Source organism: Pseudomonas fluorescens, assembly GCF_902497855.1.
Lineage (GTDB): Bacteria > Pseudomonadota > Gammaproteobacteria > Pseudomonadales > Pseudomonadaceae > Aquipseudomonas > Aquipseudomonas fluorescens_BI.
On the sequence record NZ_CABVHU010000004.1, the window covers coordinates 107,027 to 127,839 of the forward strand.

The following is a 20,813-nucleotide window of genomic DNA, read 5'->3' on the forward strand; positions in this document are numbered from 1 at the left end:
CCGACGGGGGCATTGTTGTTTTTACCGGATGAGTTTGGTCCCGACTTGCCAAAGAGCGGATCTGACCAACTACAGGTCGGATTCGCGCAAAAAACCTCGCTTGGCATCTGTTCGAATGATCTTCAGCGGCCCGCCAGAGTGGCGCCTTCTGTTGCAATCACTGACAAGGATAAATGACATGCAAATGCCGAAAACCATCCAGATCAAGAACGGCGAAAAAGTGACTCCGACCTTCTCGGCTCAGGAATATGCCAATCGCCAGGCCAAATTGCGGGCTTACCTGGCGCAGAACAATATCGACGCAGCGGTCTTCACCTCGTATCACAACATCAACTACTACAGCGATTTCCTGTATTGCTCGTTCGGCCGTCAATACGCACTGGTGGTGACCCAGGACAGCGCCGTCACCATCAGCGCCAACATCGATGGCGGCCAGCCTTGGCGCCGCACCGTCGGCACGGAAAACATCGTTTATACCGATTGGCAGCGTGACAATTACTTCGTCGCGATCCAGCAAGCCTTGCCCAAGGCCGGGCGGATCGGCATCGAGTTCGACCACCTGAACCTGCTCAATCGCGACAAGCTCGCCAGCCGTTACCCCCAGGCCGAACTGGTGGACATCGCGGCACCCTGCATGCGCATGCGCATGATCAAGTCCGCCGAAGAGCACGCGATCATTCGCCACGGCGCCCGCGTGGCGGACATCGGTGGCGCGGCCATCGTCGAAGCCTTGCGTGACCAGGTGCCGGAGTATGAAGTGGCACTGCATGCGACCCAGGCGATGGTGCGCGAAATTGCCCGTACCTTCCCCGACTCCGAGCTGATGGACACCTGGACCTGGTTCCAGTCCGGCATCAACACCGACGGCGCGCACAACCCGGTGACCTCGCGCAAGGTCAACAAGGGCGACATCCTCAGCCTCAATTGCTTCCCGATGATCGCCGGGTACTACACCGCGCTGGAACGTACCTTGTTCCTGGATCACTGTTCCGACGAGCATCTGCGTTTGTGGGAGGTCAACGTCAAGGTGCACGAGGCCGGCCTGAAACTGATCAAGCCGGGCATGCGCTGCTGCGATATCGCCCTGCAACTGAACGAGATTTTCCTCGAGCACGATCTGCTGCAATACCGCACCTTCGGCTACGGCCACTCGTTCGGCACGCTGAGCCATTACTACGGCCGCGAAGCCGGGCTGGAACTGCGCGAAGACATCGACACGGTACTGGAGCCGGGAATGGTGGTGTCCATCGAGCCGATGATCATGCTGCCCGAAGGCCTGCCGGGCGCCGGTGGTTATCGTGAGCACGACATCCTGATCGTCAACGAGCAGGGCGGCGAAAACATCACCCATTTCCCGTATGGCCCGGAACACAACATCATCAAGAAGTAAGACGAGCGCCGCACAGTGAGCCTGTGCGGCGTTTTTTGTTGCAACTGATGCATGCGCGCCCAAGAACGCGCAGCATCTACAGACCCATAACCCTGCCAAGTAAAACAATAGAGGGGTTTTGCCATGATCCACGTCCCGACTTTCCTTATCCAAAACCGCACCTCTACCACCGGAGGTGCGCAATGAGCACCCAGAGCGCGAGCCTGACACCCACCCTGGAACAGCAACGTGAACTGACGTCCGAGCGCAAGGCGTTGCGCCGCGCGGCCAGTGCCAGCTTCATGGGCAACTTCGTCGAGTGGTTCGATTACGCGGCCTACGGCTATCTGGCCACGGTCATCGCCCTGACGTTTTTCCCGCAGACCGACAAGGCGACGGCGTTGCTGGCGACCTTCGCGGTGTTCGCGTTGTCGTTTATCGTGCGTCCGCTGGGCGGGCTGGTCTGGGGGCACTTTGGTGACAAGTATGGGCGGCGCAGTGCGCTGTCCTGGTCGATCCTGATCATGTCGGTGTCGACCTTTTGCATCGGCATCCTGCCCACCTACAACCATATCGGCCTGTGGGCACCGGCCTTGTTGTTGCTGATCCGCCTGTTCCAGGGTTTTTCCGCTTCCGGCGAATACGCCGGGGCGTCGGCCTTTCTCGCTGAGTACGCTCCTGAAGGCAAGCGCGGGTTGTATACCAGCATCGTTCCGGCGAGCACCGCGGCCGGCCTGCTGTTCGGCGCGGTGTTCGTGGCCGGTCTGCATGCCTGGATGAGTGTCGAGGACCTGCACAGCTGGGGCTGGCGCCTGCCGTTTCTGTTGGCGGCTCCGTTTGGTCTGGTGGGGCGTTATATCCGCATGAGCCTGCAGGACACGCCCAAATTCCTGGAAATGGAAAAACGCCTGGAAGCCAAGGAGTGCGCGACCCATTCGCCGGTGCGCGAACTTCTGACCGTGCACCGGCGCAGCGTGATGATCGGGATCGGCGTGACCTGCCTGAACGCGGTGGCCTTCTACCTGTTGCTCAGCTACATGCCGACCTATCTGTCCACCGAGATGGGCATGAGCGAGAGCGATTCGTTCCTGGCGTCGACGGTGTCGCTGGCGACCTATATCGGGTTGATTTTCCTGATGGGCAAGCTGTCGGACCGCTTTGGTCGCAAGACCATGTTGCTGACGGCTTCGGTGCTGTTCCTGGCGCTGACATTCCCGCTGTTCGGGATGCTGGAGAACCAGCCGCTGATAGTGATTCTGATGATCCAGATCGCCTTTGGCGCGATCCTGGCGATGAACGACGGCACCTTGCCGTGCTTCCTCGCCGAGATCTTCCCGACCCGGGTGCGCTTCAGTGGTTTTGCCTTCAGCTTCAATATCGCCAATGCGGTGTTCGGCGGTACCGCGCCGTTTATCGCGACCTGGCTGATTCAACTGACCGGCAACAAAATGGCGCCTGCCTGGTATCTGCTGGCAGCCGCGGCGGTGGCGCTGGTGGCGATGCTGGCGAGTCGGGAAACGGCGCATAAGGCTTTGCAGGACTGAGTCGATTTTTCAATTGTGGACATAGCTGCTTGTGATGGCGATCTTAAGGACGCCTTCGCCGGCAAGCCGGTCTCGCTCCCACAGGTTGCGGTGGTGTACACAAGATTTCGGCACGATACCTATCCACTGTGGGAGCGAGCCTGCTCGCGAAGGGGCCAGTCCCGCCAACATCAATGCTGAATGTCAGTCCGCCTTCGCGAGCAGGCTCGCTCCCACAGGTTGCAGTGTCGTACACAAGACTACGGCAAAACACCCATCCACTGTGGGAGCGAGACCGGCTTGCCGGCGATGGGGCCAGTCCAGCCGACATAAATCCTGAATACCGACCCTCCCTCGCAAATAATCCGCCCCACCCCAATCAATGCACCGCAGCCACCTGCTTGCGCTCTCCAATAGGCGATACGCCGAAAAACCGGCTGTAGCATTTGGAGAAGTGCGCTGGCGATACAAAGCCGCACGCCAGGGCGATATCGCGCACTTGCGACTCGCTGCGCAGCAGCAACTGCCGCGCCCGTGACAGGCGCAGTTCCAGGTAGTACTGACTGGGCGTGCGTTGCAGGTGCTTGTGAAACAGGCGCTCCAGTTGCCGCACCGACACCTCGTTCAACCGCGCCAGTTCTTCAAGGCCCACCGGCTCCTCGAGATTGGCCTCCATGATCGCCACCATCTGGCTGAGCTTGGGCTGCGAGGTGCCCAGTTTCTGCCGCAACGGCACACGCTGTTGCTCCCGCGCGCCCCGTACCCGATCACACAGCAGCAATTCCGCCGCATGGGCGGCGATGTCCCGGCCCCCCGGTTCGCGGGCGATCAGCTGCAGGGTCATGTCCATCGAGGCCACGCCGCCGGAGCAGGTGTAGCGGTCGCGATCGAGTTCGAACAGCTGGTTGGAAATGATGATCCCCGGGAAACGCTCCTTCAGCGCCTCGATGTCTTCCCAGTGAATCGTGCAGCGGTAACCCTTGAGTAGATCGGCCCGTGCCAGCAAGTGGCTGCCCGTGCAAATTCCACCGAGCGGCACCTGATCGTGCGCCAGCTTGCGCAGCCAATTGAGCAGCGGTCGGCTGCTGTGGTTGGAAACGATCGGGTTGGAGCCGACCACGAACAGCATGTCGAGCCTGGGTGCCTCGGTGATGGCATAGTCGGGCAGGATACGCATGCCGTTGCTGGCCGTGACCGGGTCCAGGCTGGCGGCGATGATGACCGTACGAAACATCGGTTCGCGCGCCGCCATGTTGGCCATGCGCAGGGTCTCCACGGCGGAGGCGAAGCCGATGGTGGTGAAGTTGGGGATGACCAGGAAACCCACGGTTTTCACCGGCCGTTGTTCTTTTGCCGAACGTCCTGCGGCGGGTTTCGCCACCTGGAGTTTCGCCATCGTTACCGCTCCTCAACTGTAATAGTGACGCGCTCTGCGGCAAGCTGCCGACAGCTGGCAATGTCATCTCGATTTTATGGTAATCAGCCCTGCATTCGGGTTACTGGATATTACACCCAGAGCCTTATGAATAGGCATCCGAGACCCGTTATAGGTGATCAGAAGGGGCGGGACAGGAGGGGGAGGGGAAGGGCGAAAAAAAACGGCCCGCTCCGTGGTGGTAAGCGGGCCGCAAAGAGGTGAAAGGTCAATCGTCGGAGCGTGGTTCAAGCGCGCCGTCGAGTGTGTGTTCGTTCAAGCCAGTTCGGCTTTCTGCAAGGTGCTCTTTTTGGCGTTGAAGATTGCACCCATGCAGATAATGGAAAGCGTCAGGGCCCCGGTAGCAATCACTTCCATGCGGTGCTCCGGCAAAATCAACATCACCACCAGAATGCTCAAGATGCTGGCGATCACCAGGTAACTGAGCCAAGGGTAAAACCACATCTTGAAGGCGATCGGCTGTCCTGAAGCGTTCATCTTCTTGCGCAGTATCAATTGGGAAATCGCAATGGCCAGATAGACCAGCAGCGCAACGGCCCCCGAACTGGCCAACAGGAAGGAGAACACTTCATTGGGTGCAAAATAGTTCAGCGCCGTGGTCAGGAAGCCCACTGCCGTGCTGGCCAGTACCGCAAAGTAAGGCACCCCTGACGCCGAAGTCTTTTGCAGTACCCGAGGGCCATCCCCGCGTTTGCTCAACGAGAAGACCATGCGCGAGGCGGTATAGATGGCCGAGTTCAGGCAGCTGGCGACGGCGATCAACACGACGATATCGACAATCATTTTCGCGTAGGGAATATTCATCAACTCCAGCGCCCGCTGATAAGAGCCGACCTGCACCAGCATCGGATCGTTCCAAGGCACGATGGAGACGATGAGGAACACCGAGACGATGTAGAAAATCCCCATGCGCCAGACGACGGAGTTGGTCGCGCGGGTAATCTGTTTCGACGGGTTCTGCGATTCGGCGGCGGCGATCGTGACGATTTCCGTGCCCATGAAACTGAACACGGTGGTCAGCATCGCACCGACCACGGCGGTCATGCCGTTGGGCATGAAACCCCCGAATTCATGGCTTAATTGCACCACACCGCTGACGGTCGTGTCCGGCAACCCGCCCGCCAGGGCCAGCGCGCCAAGCGCGATAAAGCCCAGGACCGCAATGACCTTGAGCATGGCAAACCAGAATTCGAACTCGCCGTAGCGCGCGACACTGAACAGGTTCGTCAGGGTCAGCAATCCGGTGACCGCTATCGCGAATTCCCAGGTCTGGATCGACGGGAACCAGGCGTTGAGAATGGCAGCGGCGGCGATGGCTTCGATGGGAATGACCAGCACCCAGAACCACCAGTACAACCAACCGATGGTAAAGCCGGCGCTGCGTCCCATGGCGCGCTCGGCATAGGTTGAAAAGGATCCGGTGTCCGGCGAGGCGACCGCCATTTCTCCGAGCATGCGCATCACCAGCACGACCAGGGTGCCGGACATGATGTAAGCGAGGATCGCCGCCGGGCCAGCGGAGGCGATGGCGTGTCCCGAGCCGATGAACAGGCCGGCACCGATGGCGCCGGCTATGGAGAGCATGGTGACGTGACGCTGCTTGAGCCCTGGGGCCAAAGTGGAGGTGCTGGACATGAGAGGTACCCTTTTTATTATGTTCTGGAGGGTGCAGCGTTAACGGCGGGTACTTGTTGGCGCCCGCTGTTGTCTCTTCAAGTGGTTAAATCAAAGGCCTCCCTGACGGCAGCGCTGATGCCGGACACACAGACGTCCAGGATCAATTCGCCTTTCTCGCGACTGGAGCCTTTGGGGGAGGACAGTGTTCCGCACGCCGGGGTGCGCTCCGGGATGATGGGAAACACGTCATATGGGGGAAAGCGGGCGGGCGGATGGTCAACGGCGCGACTCAGATCGACCTTGTCCGGGTGAAGTGCCAGCATCAGTGAAGTTTCAAACACACCGCCATGTTCGATATCCCAACCGAGGAAACCATCGGGATACAGCTGTTTGATAACGGCAGGATCGTTGACGAAGTCCCAATAAGACAACACCACAACTTTGAAGTCATCGATGCCGCCATAGCGAAGTTCGCGAAGTGCCAGATCAATGCCCTCGACAATGAACATCGAGTTTTCATAGTGACCGTTCATCATCACCAGTTTGCGTGCGCCATGGCGGGCCAGTTCGCGGATGATGTCCTGCACGGTGTGGGTCAGCGTGGCGCCATCGAGGCTGGTGGTGCCGGGGAAGTGGTTGCCGCCGCCGGATTTCTGCTGGGATTTATAGCCGTAGGCCAGGGCCGGCAACACCAGGCCGCTGACGTTCTGCGCGACCGCCTTGCAGATCGCGGTGGGCAGCAGTACGTCGACCTCCATGCACATGTGATGGCCATGCTGTTCCAGGGCGCCCACTGGCAGAAAGATCGGGCAGCCGGTGGCGACCTTCTCTGCGTACTCTGGCCAGGTGAGCTCGCCAATAACGACACTGTTGTTCATCTATGGACTCTCTTGAGTGATTGACGCTGGAAGCGTTCGCCTTTTCCTTGAGCCATCTTTTGGACGGCAGGGATCGAACGTGGCGCATGGAATGATTCCATCAGATAGAAGCGGCATCGATTTGTCTAAAACCGACCCAAAATTGACCAAACACCCTTTGTTTTGGCTTTTCTGACAAGGCGCGGTCTTTCGGTGTGGCGCTTTTGGGCAAGGAAGGGCGATGGGTCGGATCTGACAAACTTAAGGTCGGACGCATGCAAAATCGGGTGATGGCGATCTGCTGCAATGGCGCTTGCCAGCCAATGAGGCGCGGGGCCGGCAGATCGACCAGCAAGCGGCAAGACCACAAGGACGAGAAGGACAGAGGCCACTTTCCATCACCTGGGAGAGACAATAATGAATAATCGCATCGACCTTTCGCGCCGTACCTTCCTCAAGACCACCGGCATCCTGGCAGGCACCGCGGCGCTCTCCGGTTTGCTGCCGTTGAGAAGCTTCGCCGCCGCGGAAAAAGAGCTGGTGATCCTGGCCTGGGCCGGGCACGCCGAGCCGGACATCGTCGCCGATTTCGAACGCCAGTATGGGGTCAAGGTCAAGGCCAAGTACTACACCGGTGGCGACAACATGCTGGGGCTGATCTCGCAATCGCCGCCCGGCACCTTCGATCTGATCCTGTCCGACGCCGAATATGTCCAGCAACTCAATGCCGCCGAATACATCGAGCAACTCGACCCGGCCGATTACCCCTTCGACGACTTCTATCCGGAGTTCCAGCACTTTCCCGGTCACTGGGAGGGGGACAAGCTCTATTCGGTGCTGATTCGCTTCGGCTTTCTCGGCATCGCCTACAACACCCAGCTGGTGCCCGAAGCCAAGGTGCGCAGCTACGACGTGTTCTGGGACGAAAGCCTCAAGGGCAAGGTCGGCCACTTCGACTGGCACCTGCCGAACCTGGGGCAGATCAGTTTGCTCAATGGCAATGCCCGCCCTTACGACATCGATGCCGGGCAGTGGAAGGCCGTCCAGCAGAAGATGATGAGCCTGCGCCCGCAGATCGGTGGTTTCTTCGATTACGGCGGTACCTTCTCTTCGCTGAAAAACGGTCAGGTCCATGCCATGTGCGGCATCGGCGACTGGATCACCGGGGTCTTGCAGCGCGCTGGCGCTCCGGTGAAAACCGTGTTGCCCCAAGAGGGCGGGTTGCAATGGACGGAGTCCTACTGCATCGCCAGAAAAGCCCATAGCCCGGAGCTGGCGAAGAAGTTCATCCAATACATCACCTCACCCCAAGGCCAGGTCAAGTCGGCGAAGATGGCTGCCTACCCGGCGTTGATCCCGAGCAAGAAGGGTTGGGAACTGCTCAACCAGACCGACCCCGCCGAAGCCAGGCGCCAAGGCATGCTGCTCGGTCAGCGCAACGTCATGGACGATATCCGCGACGGTCGCATCAAGTACCGCGAACTCCCGGTCCGGCAGAGCCTGGATGAGTGGAACGACTTCTGGTCGCAATACAAGGGTGCCTGACGAGACGCGTGGGAGGTGGTCGCAATGATTTCAGACAAGCTTAAGACTTCACCGTCGGTGCTGGCCGACAGCGCACCCAGCCGACGGCGGGGCCGCAAAAGAACCGTGCGCCTGCCCTGGTACGGCCTTGGTTTTTCGCTACCGATCCTGATCTGGCAGTTGATCTTCTTTGTGTTCCCGCTGGCATTCCTGGTGGCGATCAGCTTCTGGCTGGTTCGCAACTTCCGCATGGTGCCGACCTTCGAGTGGCTGAACTGGAGCTACATGTTCAGTCGCGGCTTTTTCTGGGATGCCTACCTGCATACCCTGGCCATGGCGGCGGGCGCCACGGTGCTGGTGAGCCTGGTGGCGTTCCCCTGCGCCTATACGATCGCCTTCAAGTTCCGCGAGTCGACGAAACAGTTGCTGGTATTGCTGCTGATCACGCCGTTTTTCACCAGCTACCTGGTGCGCACCTATTCGTGGCAGGTGTTTCTCAGCGATAACGGCATCTTCAACGCCGCGCTCGGTCTGCTCGGACTGGAGCCCTTGGCGATGCTGAACACGACGTTCGGTACCTATGTCGGCTACTTCACGCTGTGTCTGCCGCTGGTGGTGTTGCTGCAGCTGTTCAGCCTGATGTACATCGATCGCTCGTTGATCGAGGCCGCGCACAACCTCGGCTGCGGACGCCTGCGCACGGTCATCCTGGTGGTGATCCCGTCGGCACGGATCGGTATCGTGGTCGCGGCGCTGTTCTGCTTCATCCTGACCTTCGGTGACTTCGTCAGCCCGCTGTACCTGGGCGGCGGCCAGCCACCGACCTTGAGCACCCTGATCACCGACACCACCAAGTCCGGCCAGCAATGGCCACGGGCGGCAGTGATCGCCACGATGATGATCCTGACGCTGCTGATCACGGCCTTTGCTGCGGTTCGCTTCGCATACCGGAGACGCCCATGAACGAGCATCGACTGATCAACTTCCTGCTGCGCAGCTTTGTCGTACTGGTGTTCATCTTCATCTTTACCCCCATCGCGGGCAGCTTCGTGTTCTCGTTCAACATCGACCGCTTTCCGTCGTTGCCCCTGGGCGGCTTCAGCCTGCACTGGTACCAGGCGATCGCGGCTGATCCGGCGGTCTGGCAGGCCTTCGGCAACAGCCTGAAAGTGGGTGTGGTGGTGTCGCTGGTCTCGACCCTGCTCGGGTTCACCGCGGCGTACACCGACTTCCGATACCAGTTCTTCGGCAAGTCGATCTACATGGCGCTCGCAATGCTGCCGCCGACCATCCCGGTGGTGATCATGGGCCTGGCCATGCTGGCCTTCCTGTCGCGGGTCGGGCTTTCCGGGGAGATTTACGCGGTCATGATCAGCCACATCGTCATGTGTGCGCCGTTCGCCATGGCGGTGATCAGGATGCGTCTGGCGCAGATGGATCCGAACATCGAGGCCGCTGCCTGGAACCTGGGGGCCAACCAGTGGAAGGCCATGCGTTACGTGATCCTGCCATTCACCGCGCCGAGCATCTTCGCCGCGCTGTTCGTGACCATGGCGGTGTCCTTCGATGAGTTCGCCGTCGCCTGGTTCGTCTCGGGGCTTAACGAGACGGTCCCGGTGCGCATCCTCAACACCTTGCAAGGGCAGGTGAGCCCGACCATCAACGCGATCGGCACCATTGTTTTCATCACGACCATGACCCTGGTGATTCTGGCGCAGCTGCTGTTGATGCGCCGGCGCAAGCCCGCGACGGCCTGATACCACCTCAACCATCCGAACCCGAAGGACTCAGCCATGACTCAACCGCTGGTGGTATTCGACAACGTGGTCAAGCATTTCGGCAGCTATATGGCCGTCGAACGCATGAACCTGGACATCTACAAGGGCGAGTTCGTCGCGATCATGGGGTCCAGCGGATGTGGCAAGACCACCACGCTGCGCATGCTCGCGGGGCTTGATAAACCCAGCGAGGGCGAAATCCGCCTGAACGGTGAGCGCATCAATGACCTGTGCTCATGGGAGCGGGAGACGCCGCTGGTCTGGCAGAATCTGGCCCTGTTCCCGTTTCTCAACGTGCTGGAGAATGTCGAATTCGGCCTGCGCATGAGAGGCATGGCCAAGGCCGAGCGGCGCAAAAAGGCCCTGCACTGGCTTGAGCGGCTGGACCTGGCGGAGTTCGCCACGCGGGATATCAGCCTGCTGTCCGGTGGTCAGCGGCAACGGGTGGCGCTGGCGCGTTCGTTGGTGACCGAACCGCCGATCCTGCTGCTCGACGAACCCCTGAGCGCGCTCGATGCTCACTTGAGCGTGCGCATGCAAGGCGTGCTGACCGGCCTGCAGAAGGACCTGGGTATCACCTTCGTCTACGTCACCCACAGTCAATCCGAAGCCTTTGCCATGGCCGATCGGGTGGTCATCATGAGCCGGGGCCGGGTGGAACAGATCGGCTCGCCGCAGGAGGTGTTCCTGGAGCCGCATAATCGCTTCGTCGCCGAGTTCGTGGGCGGTAAAAACATCCTGTGCGGCACGGTCGCCGGCTTCGACGATGCAGGGCTGGTTCGCCTCGATTCGGCGCACGGCCAATTCCAGGCGCGACTGCCCCAGGGTAAATCGGTGGTCCCCGGCGAAGACGTCACGGTCTGCGTCAGCGCCGAGCATATCGACCTGACCGCGCAACCGATGCGGCACAACCGGCTGGCGTGTACCGTCGTCGGCGAAGAGTTCATTGGTTCGATGGTCAACATCTACCTGGAAACCAGGGATGGGCTCGAGTTGCAGGTGCAGAAGCCGCATGCCGATTACCACCGGCTTGGGGTGAACTGCGGGCAGGAGATCTTCGCCGAATGGGACGGTGTGCACGCGCTGATACTGCGCGGCGACTGAAGAATCGCCCACTTCCGATCTTTGCCGGACGCAGCATTTGTGAACACCCCGATCCCATGTAGGAGCTGGCTTGCCAGCGAAGGCGGCATATCATTCAACATCTTCATTGACTGACCCACCGCTTTCGCTGGCAAGCCAGCTCCTACATTGGGTCTTTGCCGGACGCAGCATTTGTGAACACCCCGATCCCATGTAGGAGCTGGCTTGCCAGCGAAGGCGGCATATCATTCAACATCTTCATTGACTGACCCACCGCTTTCGCTGGCAAGCCAGCTCCTACATTGGGTCTTTGCCGGACGCAGCATTTGTGAACACCCCGATCCCATGTAGGAGCTGGCTTGCCAGCGAAGGCGGCATATCATTCAACATCTTCATTGACTGACCCACCGCTTTCGCTGGCAAGCCAGCTCCTACATTGGGTCTTTGCCGGACGCAGCATTTGTGAACACCCCGATCCCATGTAGGAGCTGGCTTGCCAGCGAAGGCGGCATATCATTCAACATCTTCATTGACTGACCCACCGCTTTCGCTGGCAAGCCAGCTCCTACATTGGGTCTTTGCCGGACGCAGGATTTGTGTACACCCCGATCCCTGTAGGAGCTGGCTTGCCAGCGAAGGCGGTATATCATTCAACATCTTCATTGACTGACCCACCGCTTTCGCTGGCAAGCCAGCTCCTACATTGGGTCTTGCCGGACTCGGGATTTGTGTACACCCCGATCCCTGTAGGAGCTGGCTTGCCAGCGAAGGCGGTATATCATTCAACATCTTCATTGACTGACCCACCGCTTTCGCTGGCAAGCCAGCTCCTACATTGGATTTTTGCCGGACTCGGGATTTGTGTACACCCTGATTCCTGTAGGAGCTGGCTTGCCAGCGAAGGCGGTATATCATTCAATATCTTCATTGACTGACCCACCGCTTTCGCTGGCAAGCCAGCTCCTACATTGGGTCTTTGCCGGACGCAGGATTTGTGTACACCCTGATTCCTGTAGGAGCTGGCTTGCCAGCGAAGGCGGCATATCATTCAACATTTTCATTGACTGACCCACCGCTTTCGCTGGCAAGCCAGCTCCTACATTGGGTCTTTGCCGGACGCAGGATTTGTGTACACCCCGATCCCCGTAGGAGCTGGCTTGCCAGCGAAGGCGGCATATCATTCAACATCTTCATTGACTGACCCACCGCTTTCGCTGGCAAGCCAGCTCCTACAGGGGATCTTTGCCGTTCGCGGGATTTGTGTAGGCGGATGAAAACCTACCAGCCCTTGACCCCACTCATGTCCGGCAGCTTGTGGGCAATCCCCTTGTGGCAGTCGATGCAGGTGGCTTCACCCTTGGCCAGGGACGTCGAGTGCATGGCAGCGGCGCGTTTGCCCTGGCGGGTGAAGTCCATGAACTCGAAGTTGTGGCAGTTGCGGCATTCGCGCGAGTCGTTGGCCTTGAGCCTGGCCCACTCATGTTCGGCCAGCTCGCGGCGCAGGGCGACAAATTTGTCGCGGGTATCGATGGTGCCGAAGATTTTGCCCCAGACCTCCTTCGAGGCTTGCATCTTGCGTGCGATTTTATGGGTCCATTCGTGGGGCACGTGACAGTCCGGGCAACTGGCGCGCACACCTGAACGGTTGGTGTAGTGGATCGTGTCCTTGAGCTCGACGAAAACGTTGTCACGCATTTCATGGCAGGAGATGCAGAACTTCTCGGTGTTGCTCAGCTCGAGCGCCGTGTTGAAACCACCCCAGAAAATGATCCCGGCGATAAAGCCCCCCAGCGTCAGAAAGCCCAGGCTGTAATAGAGGCTCGGCCGACGCAGGATGCCCCAGTAGTCCTTGAGCAGGGCGAACAGTGCTTTCATCTTGCCTCCTCAGGGTTTCTGCGCGGCGTTGGCGTCGTCTTGCAATATTTTATCGATGGTCTCGAAGTTGTTGCCTACCAGGGGCAGCACCTCCGTTTGCGGCACATGGCACTGGTTACAGAAGTACCGACGCGGTGACACCGCCGCCAGCGCCTGGCCGTCGCGGTCCATGTAGTGGGTGATACTGATCATCGTCGCCTGGCTGCGCGCGCTGTTGGCACGGCTGTGACAAGACAGGCACTTGTTGCCGTTGATGTCGATTTGATAACCGCGAATGCTGTGGGGGATGGTGGGCGGCTGGTCCGGGTAATTGCGTTCGCGCTTGAGGTCCTTGTTTTCTTCGTTGGCGATGGGCGGGGCCGGCATGCTCTGGGTCAAGGTGCCACCGGGTCGGCGCCCGTCCGGCCCGGAGGCATCGAGCGGGTAGTCGACGTCTGCAGCCATCACCACGCCGATCGCAGCGAGCAGGAGCAACGGCAGGATTCGAAAAGGCATGACGGTTCTCCTCAGGCCACGCTGATCAACTCGATGCGTATCGCGCATTTTTTGTAGTCGGTTTGCTTGGAGATCGGGTCGGTGGCGTCGAGCGTGACCTTGTTGATCAGCTTGTTGGCATCGAAAAACGGCACGAATACCAGCCCTTGCGGCGGTTTGTTGCGCCCGCGGGTCTCGATGCGCGCGCGGATTTCACCGCGCCGGCTGATCAGCTTCACTTCACTGCCGCGCCTTGCCTTCAATGCCTTGGCATCGTCGGGGTGCATGTACACCAGGGCGTCCGGCACCGCTTTGTACAGCTCTTCGACACGCTGGGTCATGGTGCCGGTGTGCCAGTGTTCGAGCACGCGGCCGGTGCTCAGCCAGAACGGGTAATCGGCGTCCGGGGCTTCGGCCGGTGGCTCGTAGGGCAGGGCGAAGATGATCGCCTTCTTGTCCGGGTAACCGTAGAACTGCACCTCGCTGCCTTTCTCCACGTACGGGTCCAGCCCCTCGCGATAGCGCCAGCGGGTTTCCTTGCCGTCGACCACCGGCCAGCGCAGGCCTCGTTCGCTGTGGTAACGGTCGAACGTGGCCAGGTCATGGCCGTGGCCGCGGCCGAATTGGGCGTATTCCTCGAACAAACCTTTTTGCAGGTAGAAACCGAAGGCCTTGGCTTCATCGTTCTTGTAGCCGGCTTCCAGTTGCTCGACGGGGAACTGGTCGACCTGGCCATTTTTGAACAGCACCTCGAACAGGGTCTTGCCCTTGTACTCAGGCGCCTTGGCCAGCAACTCGGCGGGCCAGGTTTCGTCGGTGGTGAAACGCTTGGAAAACTCCAGCAGCTGCCACAGGTCGGACTTGGCGTCCCCCGGGGCGGTCACCAGTTGATGCCAGAATTGCGTCCGTCGTTCGGCATTGCCAAACGCACCTTCCTTCTCCACCCACATGGCGCTGGGCAGGATCAGGTCGGCGGCCTGGGCGGAAACCGTGGGATAGACGTCAGAGACAATCACGAAGTTTTGCGGGTTACGCCAACCCGGCAGCACTTCCTGCATGATGTTCGGCCCGGCGTGCATGTTGTTGCTGGCCTGGGTCCAGTAGACGTTGAGCACGCCGTCCTTGAGCATGCGGCTCTGTTCCACCGCATGAAAACCGGGTTTCTCCTGAATGGTGCCGGCGGGCAGCTTCCAGATTTTTTCGGCGATGGCGCGGTGCTTGGGGTTGGTCACGACCAGGTCGGCGGGCAAGCGGTGGGAGAAGGTCCCGACCTCGCGCGCGGTACCGCAGGCCGACGGCTGGCCGGTCAACGAGAAGGGGCTGTTGCCCGGTTCGCTGATCTTGCCCGTGAGCAAGTGGATGTTGTAGATCAGGTTGTTGGCCCAGACGCCGCGGGTGTGCTGGTTGAAACCCATGGTCCAGAACGACACGACCTTGCGCTTGGGGTCGGCATACAACTCGGCCAGGCTTTTGAGTCGTTCAGCCGGGACACCGGTCTCCTTGGCGGTTCGCTCCAGGGTATAGGGTTTGACGAACGTTGCGTATTGCTCGAAGGAAATATCCGTCCAGGTGTTGGCCTTGGCCGCGTTTTTCGCCTTCATTTCCCGTGGGTCGTCAGGGCGCAGGCCGTACCCGATGTCATCGGCGCCTTGGGCAAACCGGGTGTGCTTGCTGATGAAGTCCTGGTTCACCGCACCGCTTTCAATGATGTGGTTGGCGATGTAGTTGAGGATCATCAGGTCAGTTTGCGGCTTGAACACCATGGGGATGTCGGCCAGTTCGAAGCTGCGATGCTCGAAGGTGGACAGCACGGCGACTTTCACGTGAGGCTGGCTCAGGCGCCGGTCGGTGACCCGGCTCCAGAGCACCGGGTGCATCTCGGCCATGTTCGAGCCCCAGAGAACGAAGGCATCGGTGGCTTCGATGTCGTCGTAGCACCCCATCGGCTCATCCATGCCGAAAGTGCGCATGAAGCCCATCACCGCCGAGGCCATGCAATGGCGGGCGTTGGGGTCGATGTTATTGCTGCGAAAGCCGCCCTTCATCAGCTTGTTGGCGGCATAGCCTTCCCACACCGTCCATTGCCCGGAACCGAACATGCCGACCGATCCGGGCCCTTTGCTCTTCAAGGCTTCCTTGAACTTGAGCTCCATGATGTCGAAGGCTTTTTCCCAGCTGATCGGCTGGAATTCGCCCTGCTTGTCGTACTGGCCATTGCTCATGCGCAACAGCGGTTGGGTCAGGCGATCGACGCCATACATGATTTTCGACAGGAAATAGCCCTTCACGCAGTTCAACCCACGGTTGACCTCGGCCTTGACGTCGCCGTGGGTGGCAACCACCCGGTTGTCCCGGGTCGCGACCATCACGCTGCAGCCGGTGCCGCAGAAGCGGCAGGGTGCCTTGTTCCAGTCCAGGGTCACCATGTCCGCTTCGGTCACCAGATTACTGGCGGAGGTCACGATCGGCAGGCCGGCAGCGGCGGCGGCAATGGCGGCGGCCTGGGCCTTGACGAATGCTCGGCGACTCATGCTCATTCGATGTCTCCTTCGGGTTCGAGGAGTTCGTGGTAGATCAACGCGGCGTTGAGTACGCCCGGCAGGTTGTTGATCTGTTCGATGCGTTGCAGAATCTGGCTTTCGTGCACGGCCTCGAGGACCACCACCAGTTTTCCGGCCGCACTTTCCTGATGCAGTTCCAGGCCCTCCAGTAGACGCAGGTTGGCTTTGACGGCGTCGAACAATTCGGGGCGGGCAAGTACGACAAGACTGGCAATATGCAGAGCTTCGTCCATGTGCTGGCTCCAATAGGCCTTGGGCAACGGCTATTAGTTGGGAGGGCCCGGTGGTCCATACAGCATCTGGAAAAACCAGACGAGAAAGCCGTAGCCGCCAACGATGGCGACCGACAGCAGCGGGAAGAGGCAGACGACAAGAAAGAGGAACAGCCGGGTTTCCTTGCGGCGCTCGGGTTTGCGTTCTTCAGCCAATGGCATCGAGCAATCTCCAGCCGAACTTTGCAATCAGACTAGATCACGATGTTTTTGCGGGTTTCCTGGCAGGGGTATTTAGCGACCGGCGGTGAATTATCATGACAACGGTGGTGCAGCCGCTATAAAACGGTAAACCATTACTTCGTTTGGTTACCGTTAATCAGGCGATGTCGGCACTTCAGTCCGTTTGCCGAGGCGTTCCGGGCCGGTCATCTCGACACGCGATCACACACGGCCTGCCTGGTCGCCAGACGAAAAAAATAATCCTGATACCAGCGCTTGTAGCTTTCCTGCGCTTCGGGATCGGCCTGTTGCAGGACTTCCATCAACCTGGCCTCGGGCACTTCTTCCCAGCGGATCGTTGGCTGGTAGGGGACGTAGCTGCGTGTGGCGTTCTCCAGTGCGATCAGCTGAATGATTGGAAAGTCTTGCCCAAGGCTCCCTGCCAACGCCGTACGAAAGAAGCGTTGCAGTAGCACGAAGTCTTCCAGCGGCGCCATGAAGTCGTCGTACGAAGGGCTGTAGAGTTGGGCTTTCAAGTAACCTGGCAGACGGCTCGATACTCGCTGGCGCAATTGCTGGAGTCCACGCGCAGGGAAATCCATCGCGATGGTGCTCGCTTCGCCATTCACCTTATCGGGAGCCTGCCCGCGCCCAAGGGAAAAGGTGGTGTGGACCCAAATGTCGATATTTCCAAGATGGTCGGGCGAGCGTTTCATCCAAGCCCAGTCTGGTCCTGCCGAGACTCGACGCTCCCGGAACTGCGGTGTGTGATCTTCCGTCAGCCGGTACTGCTCCGGCAGGCCTGGACCCGCTACATCGGGCACCTTGCCGGGAGAAGCGTAGGCAGCCGTGAACGTGTCGAGCAGCCGATCCGCCTCTGCCAGCCGGCAGCCCAGCGGGGTATCGGTCAGTACCGGATGGGTGTAGGTCACGCGGCTGATCAACTTCCCGTCACCGGGCGCACTCGTCACGGCCACCACTCGACCATCCCCGGCGTAGCGCAATGCCTGGTTGACGATAGCCGCATCATAGGCGCCAAGATTGACCCATTGATCATTCGACATGATCTCCAGAATGACTTTGGTGGTGGTGGCGGCCGTTGCTGGTTGAAGGGTCCAGCGAATCTGGTTGGCATCAATCCCTACCGGGTAAAAGTCCTGGTCGATCACTATTTTCCGGATGCGCAAGCCGCTTGAAGCCACTTCGAAGTCAGGGGCTCCAGGGAGCTGTGGATCGTAGCCACCCAGATGTTCTTGCAATGCTGCGTTCATCGGAGGCGGGTGCAATCCGGCGACCGCGGTGCTGACCGCCTCGGCGATTTTCGCTTCCCGCAGGGCTTCGGGGCTTGGCGTCCAGCCCTGGCCCTCGGCCGCATTCAGCGACCTGACCAGGGTGCGAGCGTCGTCTGTCGCTTCAAAGGAAGCCTGACGCGCCGCGACCGCAGGCACACCGGGCCGGGCAGAACGCCTGAGTGCTTCGGTTACCCAGTTCTTCGCCCAGGTGTGCGTCCAGGTTCTGACGGCGTTCCTGCCCAGGTCTTTAACCAGTATTTTGGCTTGCCTGCCCAACTCTGTCGTGGGTATGGCATTGACTGGCCCAAAGGCTTGGTCCAGCACTTGTGCAACCAGTTTTTCCTGGGCATCCAGGGGGGCGAACGGGGTGCCATGGCGCTGCTCGAGCACTGCGGTCAATGTTGCCAAGAGCTTGGGGTTTTGCTGTTCCAGGCGCGCGACCGAGGGGGCTAGCGCCTGCTCGATCTGTTGTTCTGCTTTGACAATGCCTGACTTGTCCTCGAGCACATCGCCGAGCGTCGCTGCGACTTCGCGCCGGATTTTCGTCGCGCTGTCGGCAGAGGCGGACACTTCGATGCGCTGACCGGTCAGGGCTGCACGGACAAATTCAGATTCGCTGCGGTTTGAATGCGTGACCTGCACCCATTGCTCGAAGACAGGGCTGCGGGTCATGTCACTGAGGGCTGCCCGGACGAAAAGCCGGGTGGCGGCCTGGACTGCAGGGACCGCAGTATCTGGATTGGCGGGTTCGGCGTCGGGATTTTTTAGTGGAGGAATGGCGGACAGTGCTTCTTCCATGTCCCGTTGCGCTAGTTGATCTGCCGCATTCATCCGAAGGTTGTTGACCATCAGCTGCATGTTGTAGACCAAGGGTTCGGCGCTCCAGCCAATCAGGGAAATAATGAACAGAGCGGTGGTGACATGAGGCACAGGTGTTCTCACCGAGGCGGGGTCTTTGCGCGATTCGTCGCTGGACAGCGTGGGTGCCTGGCGCGCCGCCACGTACAACGAAAGGCCAACGCCGAGTAAGCCGAGGATGCCCAGGATTGTGCCGTATTGGCCGATTGCCCTGGTCACGCCAAGGATCGACTGTGCGGGGTCAATGACTGTCTGGGATACGACACGGGTGCTTGAAGACAGGAAACGGCATGCCAGCATGAGCAGGATCACGGTGCCAATGATGATGGCCCCTTTCCACGCTAGATGTCGGACGCGTTTGAGCACCGTCAGGCTGCCTGTACGCGTCTTGCTTGCTGGACGATCGATCGTCTTGCGTCGAAATTTGCCGAGAACCACCAGCCAGACATGACACACGGCCCACAGTACAACAAGCAGTGTCAGGATGGCGTACGGGCGCATGGCGTTCTCCGGCAGACACGGCGCTTGCTTTCACAGCCTTGACCGCAGAACGCGACTGCCGTGCCGATCTTCCCCGATGCACAGAAAATCGAACCCCCACGTTGCTGTGCACGGCTGTCTGTACAGGGGCGCCGAAATCCTGATACCGCCGTGCCACCCTAGCAGTAAGGTTGCGAAATATTGACAGTGCAACCCGATGAGACGAACGGCCCGCTCGACGCATCGCTGACGGGTTTCTGCAAGCGGTTTAACGCAGCCTGTTCAGTTGGCGCTGCCCATCAGCTGTGACCCAATGCAATGGCAAACGAGACCACGATCATGCAGGCAAAGGCAAAATTGAGATTCATGAAGTTTTTTTGTCCTGACTATTCGAATGGGCGACATCTTGCACAGCCCAAGGCCAAATGAAAAATTCGGCTTCATGATTTGAATGATCGATCACATTGATGGCGGGGCGGCGAGTGCACGTCTGCGCAACCCAACCGTCCTGTTTTAAGGCGCGACCTCAGCGCAACACATAATCCACCGGCTCCAGGACCGGGGGAAGTTGCGTCGCGCCCAGCGCCGCCAGCACTTCCCGTTCGATGGTGCGCACCATGGCATCGGTGGGCAGGTCGTTTTCGTCGCGGCCGAACGGGTCCTCCAGCTCATCGCCGATCGCATCCAGGCCGAAGAAGGTGTAGCTGACGATCGCGGTGAACACCGGCGCGAGCCAGCCCAGCGGTTCGGCCATGGCAAAGGGCAGCAAAACGCAGAAGAGGTAGGTGGTTCTGTGCAGCAACAGGTTGTAGGCAAAGGGCAGGGGCGTGTGTTTGATTCGTTCACAGACTGCCTGGGACCGGGTCAGGTCGGTCAGGTGGTTGGCCATCAACGTATAGCGCCACTCACTGATCGCCCCCGACTCGCCCAGTGCCGAACACTGCTGGCCGACTTCGATCAGGATGCGACCGCTGAGATCGGGGACGTTGCCCGTGGGCATGGGTTCAAGCCAGTCACACGCGGCATCCAGTTCCTTTTCCGAACGCAGTCTGGCGTTGAGCGCATGGGCGAAACCGCACAGGTTACGCAGGATAATCTGCCGCTCGTTCGCGTTCTTGATGACCTGGGTTTCACGAATCATCGAGCGGATCCCGACGATCATTTCGCCCCAGGCTTTTCGCGCTTCATACCAGCGGTCATAGCAGGCGTTGTTGCGAAAGCTCATGAAAATCGACAGGGACAAGCCCAGCAAGGTGAAAGGCGTGGCGTTGACCTTGGCAAAGTAGCTGGGGTGCAGGGTTTCGACGAGCACGATGACGCAGGCCAGCAACGTGACCATCAGGCTGCGCAAGGCAATCCGCTTGGCGATCGAGCCCTTGAGCGCACTGAGGATGTTGATCAGGTTGGGTTTGGGTCTGACGATCATGCTGGTCTACCTGCGCAGGCGTCCGCCTGGATGGGGACTGCGCTGTTCACGGACGGGTTTGCGCAGGCTAAATGCAACGTGGCAGGGCGTCCAATCATTGGTTATGACCGGTTGATCGACAGAGTCTATGACTGGCACGCGTTGTGAGGCTGGCCCGGCCCCTTGTAGGAGCGAGCTTGCTCGCGATGGACGACAACGATGACGCGTGCTGTCTGGATGAACGCGCC

At 59.8% G+C, this 20,813-nt stretch carries 17 protein-coding genes; 6 read left to right on the forward strand and 11 right to left on the reverse strand.

Translation table 11 applies throughout. The features are described from left to right. The first annotated feature begins 178 nt into the window (after positions 1-178). Both F8N96_RS10305 and F8N96_RS10310 read left to right on the forward strand, forming a co-directional pair. The gene (locus tag F8N96_RS10305) at positions 179-1,390 is read left to right on the forward strand and encodes a M24 family metallopeptidase (protein WP_150797708.1); all 1,212 of its coding nucleotides are present in this window, start codon (positions 179-181) and stop codon (positions 1,388-1,390) included. A 182-nt stretch (positions 1,391-1,572) separates the two neighbouring features. Continuing rightward, positions 1,573-2,913 carry an MFS transporter gene (locus tag F8N96_RS10310; protein WP_150797709.1) on the forward strand — a complete coding sequence of 447 codons (1,341 nt, stop codon included), beginning with the start codon at positions 1,573-1,575 and terminating at the stop codon, positions 2,911-2,913. Positions 2,914-3,271: 358 nt separating this feature from the next. Here the strand turns inward: F8N96_RS10310 and F8N96_RS10320 are convergent, their stop codons facing one another. From F8N96_RS10320 to F8N96_RS10335, 4 genes are all read right to left on the reverse strand, one after another. Continuing rightward, positions 3,272-4,288, reverse strand: coding sequence for a GlxA family transcriptional regulator (locus tag F8N96_RS10320; protein WP_064677489.1), 1,017 nt, complete (start codon positions 4,286-4,288; stop codon positions 3,272-3,274). Positions 4,289-4,582: 294 nt separating this feature from the next. Further along, complete coding sequence (gene gabP, locus F8N96_RS10325; protein ID WP_150797711.1) at positions 4,583-5,962, reverse strand: GABA permease; 1,380 nt, start codon at positions 5,960-5,962, stop codon at positions 4,583-4,585. Between the two features lie 77 nt (positions 5,963-6,039). Next, a complete protein-coding gene (locus tag F8N96_RS10330; RefSeq protein WP_150797712.1) occupies positions 6,040-6,822 on the reverse strand; it encodes a creatininase in 783 nt (260 codons plus the stop codon). Positions 6,823-6,922: 100 nt separating this feature from the next. After that, on the reverse strand, positions 6,923-7,156 hold the full coding sequence (locus tag F8N96_RS10335; protein WP_150797713.1) for a hypothetical protein: 234 nt from the start codon (positions 7,154-7,156) through the stop codon (positions 6,923-6,925). Between the two features lie 62 nt (positions 7,157-7,218). Between F8N96_RS10335 and F8N96_RS10340 the strand changes: the two genes are divergently transcribed. From F8N96_RS10340 to F8N96_RS10355, 4 genes are read left to right on the forward strand one after another with little or no spacing between them, the layout of a single operon-like run. Continuing rightward, positions 7,219-8,346, forward strand: a complete 1,128-nt coding sequence (locus F8N96_RS10340) for an extracellular solute-binding protein (protein WP_150797714.1) — start codon at positions 7,219-7,221, stop codon at positions 8,344-8,346. 24 nt (positions 8,347-8,370) lie between these two features. Further along, the gene (locus tag F8N96_RS10345) at positions 8,371-9,288 is read left to right on the forward strand and encodes an ABC transporter permease (RefSeq protein ID WP_150797715.1); all 918 of its coding nucleotides are present in this window, start codon (positions 8,371-8,373) and stop codon (positions 9,286-9,288) included. Further along, positions 9,285-10,082 carry an ABC transporter permease gene (locus F8N96_RS10350; RefSeq protein WP_150797716.1) on the forward strand — a complete coding sequence of 266 codons (798 nt, stop codon included), beginning with the start codon at positions 9,285-9,287 and terminating at the stop codon, positions 10,080-10,082. The genes F8N96_RS10345 and F8N96_RS10350 overlap by 4 nt, the downstream gene beginning before the upstream one ends. A gap of 36 nt (positions 10,083-10,118) precedes the next feature. Next, positions 10,119-11,207 carry an ABC transporter ATP-binding protein gene (locus tag F8N96_RS10355; RefSeq protein WP_150797717.1) on the forward strand — a complete coding sequence of 363 codons (1,089 nt, stop codon included), beginning with the start codon at positions 10,119-10,121 and terminating at the stop codon, positions 11,205-11,207. 1,257 nt (positions 11,208-12,464) lie between these two features. Here the strand turns inward: F8N96_RS10355 and F8N96_RS10360 are convergent. The 7 genes from F8N96_RS10360 to F8N96_RS10390 all read right to left on the reverse strand — a co-directional run bounded on the left by F8N96_RS10360 (position 12,465) and on the right by F8N96_RS10390 (position 20,586). After that, positions 12,465-13,061: a cytochrome c3 family protein gene (locus F8N96_RS10360; RefSeq protein ID WP_064677490.1), complete on the reverse strand. Its 597-nt coding sequence runs from the start codon at positions 13,059-13,061 to the stop codon at positions 12,465-12,467. A gap of 9 nt (positions 13,062-13,070) precedes the next feature. After that, on the reverse strand, positions 13,071-13,556 hold the full coding sequence (locus F8N96_RS10365; protein WP_128870382.1) for a nitrate reductase cytochrome c-type subunit: 486 nt from the start codon (positions 13,554-13,556) through the stop codon (positions 13,071-13,073). A gap of 11 nt (positions 13,557-13,567) precedes the next feature. Next, the gene (gene napA, locus F8N96_RS10370) at positions 13,568-16,072 is read right to left on the reverse strand and encodes a nitrate reductase catalytic subunit NapA (RefSeq protein ID WP_150797718.1); all 2,505 of its coding nucleotides are present in this window, start codon (positions 16,070-16,072) and stop codon (positions 13,568-13,570) included. Then, a complete protein-coding gene (locus F8N96_RS10375) occupies positions 16,069-16,329 on the reverse strand; it encodes a chaperone NapD (protein WP_128870384.1) in 261 nt (86 codons plus the stop codon). Before F8N96_RS10375 ends, napA begins: the two co-directional genes overlap by 4 nt. Positions 16,330-16,362: 33 nt before the next feature. Beyond that, on the reverse strand, positions 16,363-16,530 hold the full coding sequence (gene napE, locus F8N96_RS10380; protein WP_064677494.1) for a periplasmic nitrate reductase, NapE protein: 168 nt from the start codon (positions 16,528-16,530) through the stop codon (positions 16,363-16,365). 206 nt (positions 16,531-16,736) lie between these two features. Further along, a complete protein-coding gene (locus F8N96_RS10385) occupies positions 16,737-19,181 on the reverse strand; it encodes a hypothetical protein (protein ID WP_150797719.1) in 2,445 nt (814 codons plus the stop codon). 505 nt (positions 19,182-19,686) lie between these two features. Continuing rightward, a complete protein-coding gene (locus tag F8N96_RS10390; protein ID WP_150797720.1) occupies positions 19,687-20,586 on the reverse strand; it encodes a bestrophin family protein in 900 nt (299 codons plus the stop codon). Positions 20,587-20,813 lie beyond the last annotated feature (227 nt).

Coding starts and splice junctions, on each gene's coding strand:
- F8N96_RS10345 (WP_150797715.1), top strand. CDS start 8,371: ATGATTTCAGACAAGCTTAAGACTTCACCGTCGGTGCTGGCCGACAGC.
- F8N96_RS10320 (WP_064677489.1), bottom strand. CDS start 4,288: ATGGCGAAACTCCAGGTGGCGAAACCCGCCGCAGGACGTTCGGCAAAA.
- F8N96_RS10360 (WP_064677490.1), bottom strand. CDS start 13,061: ATGAAAGCACTGTTCGCCCTGCTCAAGGACTACTGGGGCATCCTGCGT.
- F8N96_RS10365 (WP_128870382.1), bottom strand. CDS start 13,556: ATGCCTTTTCGAATCCTGCCGTTGCTCCTGCTCGCTGCGATCGGCGTG.
- napA (WP_150797718.1), bottom strand. CDS start 16,072: ATGAGCATGAGTCGCCGAGCATTCGTCAAGGCCCAGGCCGCCGCCATT.
- F8N96_RS10305 (WP_150797708.1), top strand. CDS start 179: ATGCAAATGCCGAAAACCATCCAGATCAAGAACGGCGAAAAAGTGACT.
- gabP (WP_150797711.1), bottom strand. CDS start 5,962: ATGTCCAGCACCTCCACTTTGGCCCCAGGGCTCAAGCAGCGTCACGTC.
- F8N96_RS10375 (WP_128870384.1), bottom strand. CDS start 16,329: ATGGACGAAGCTCTGCATATTGCCAGTCTTGTCGTACTTGCCCGCCCC.
- F8N96_RS10310 (WP_150797709.1), top strand. CDS start 1,573: ATGAGCACCCAGAGCGCGAGCCTGACACCCACCCTGGAACAGCAACGT.
- F8N96_RS10330 (WP_150797712.1), bottom strand. CDS start 6,822: ATGAACAACAGTGTCGTTATTGGCGAGCTCACCTGGCCAGAGTACGCA.
- F8N96_RS10340 (WP_150797714.1), top strand. CDS start 7,219: ATGAATAATCGCATCGACCTTTCGCGCCGTACCTTCCTCAAGACCACC.
- F8N96_RS10385 (WP_150797719.1), bottom strand. CDS start 19,181: ATGCGCCCGTACGCCATCCTGACACTGCTTGTTGTACTGTGGGCCGTG.
- F8N96_RS10355 (WP_150797717.1), top strand. CDS start 10,119: ATGACTCAACCGCTGGTGGTATTCGACAACGTGGTCAAGCATTTCGGC.
- napE (WP_064677494.1), bottom strand. CDS start 16,530: ATGCCATTGGCTGAAGAACGCAAACCCGAGCGCCGCAAGGAAACCCGG.
- F8N96_RS10350 (WP_150797716.1), top strand. CDS start 9,285: ATGAACGAGCATCGACTGATCAACTTCCTGCTGCGCAGCTTTGTCGTA.
- F8N96_RS10390 (WP_150797720.1), bottom strand. CDS start 20,586: ATGATCGTCAGACCCAAACCCAACCTGATCAACATCCTCAGTGCGCTC.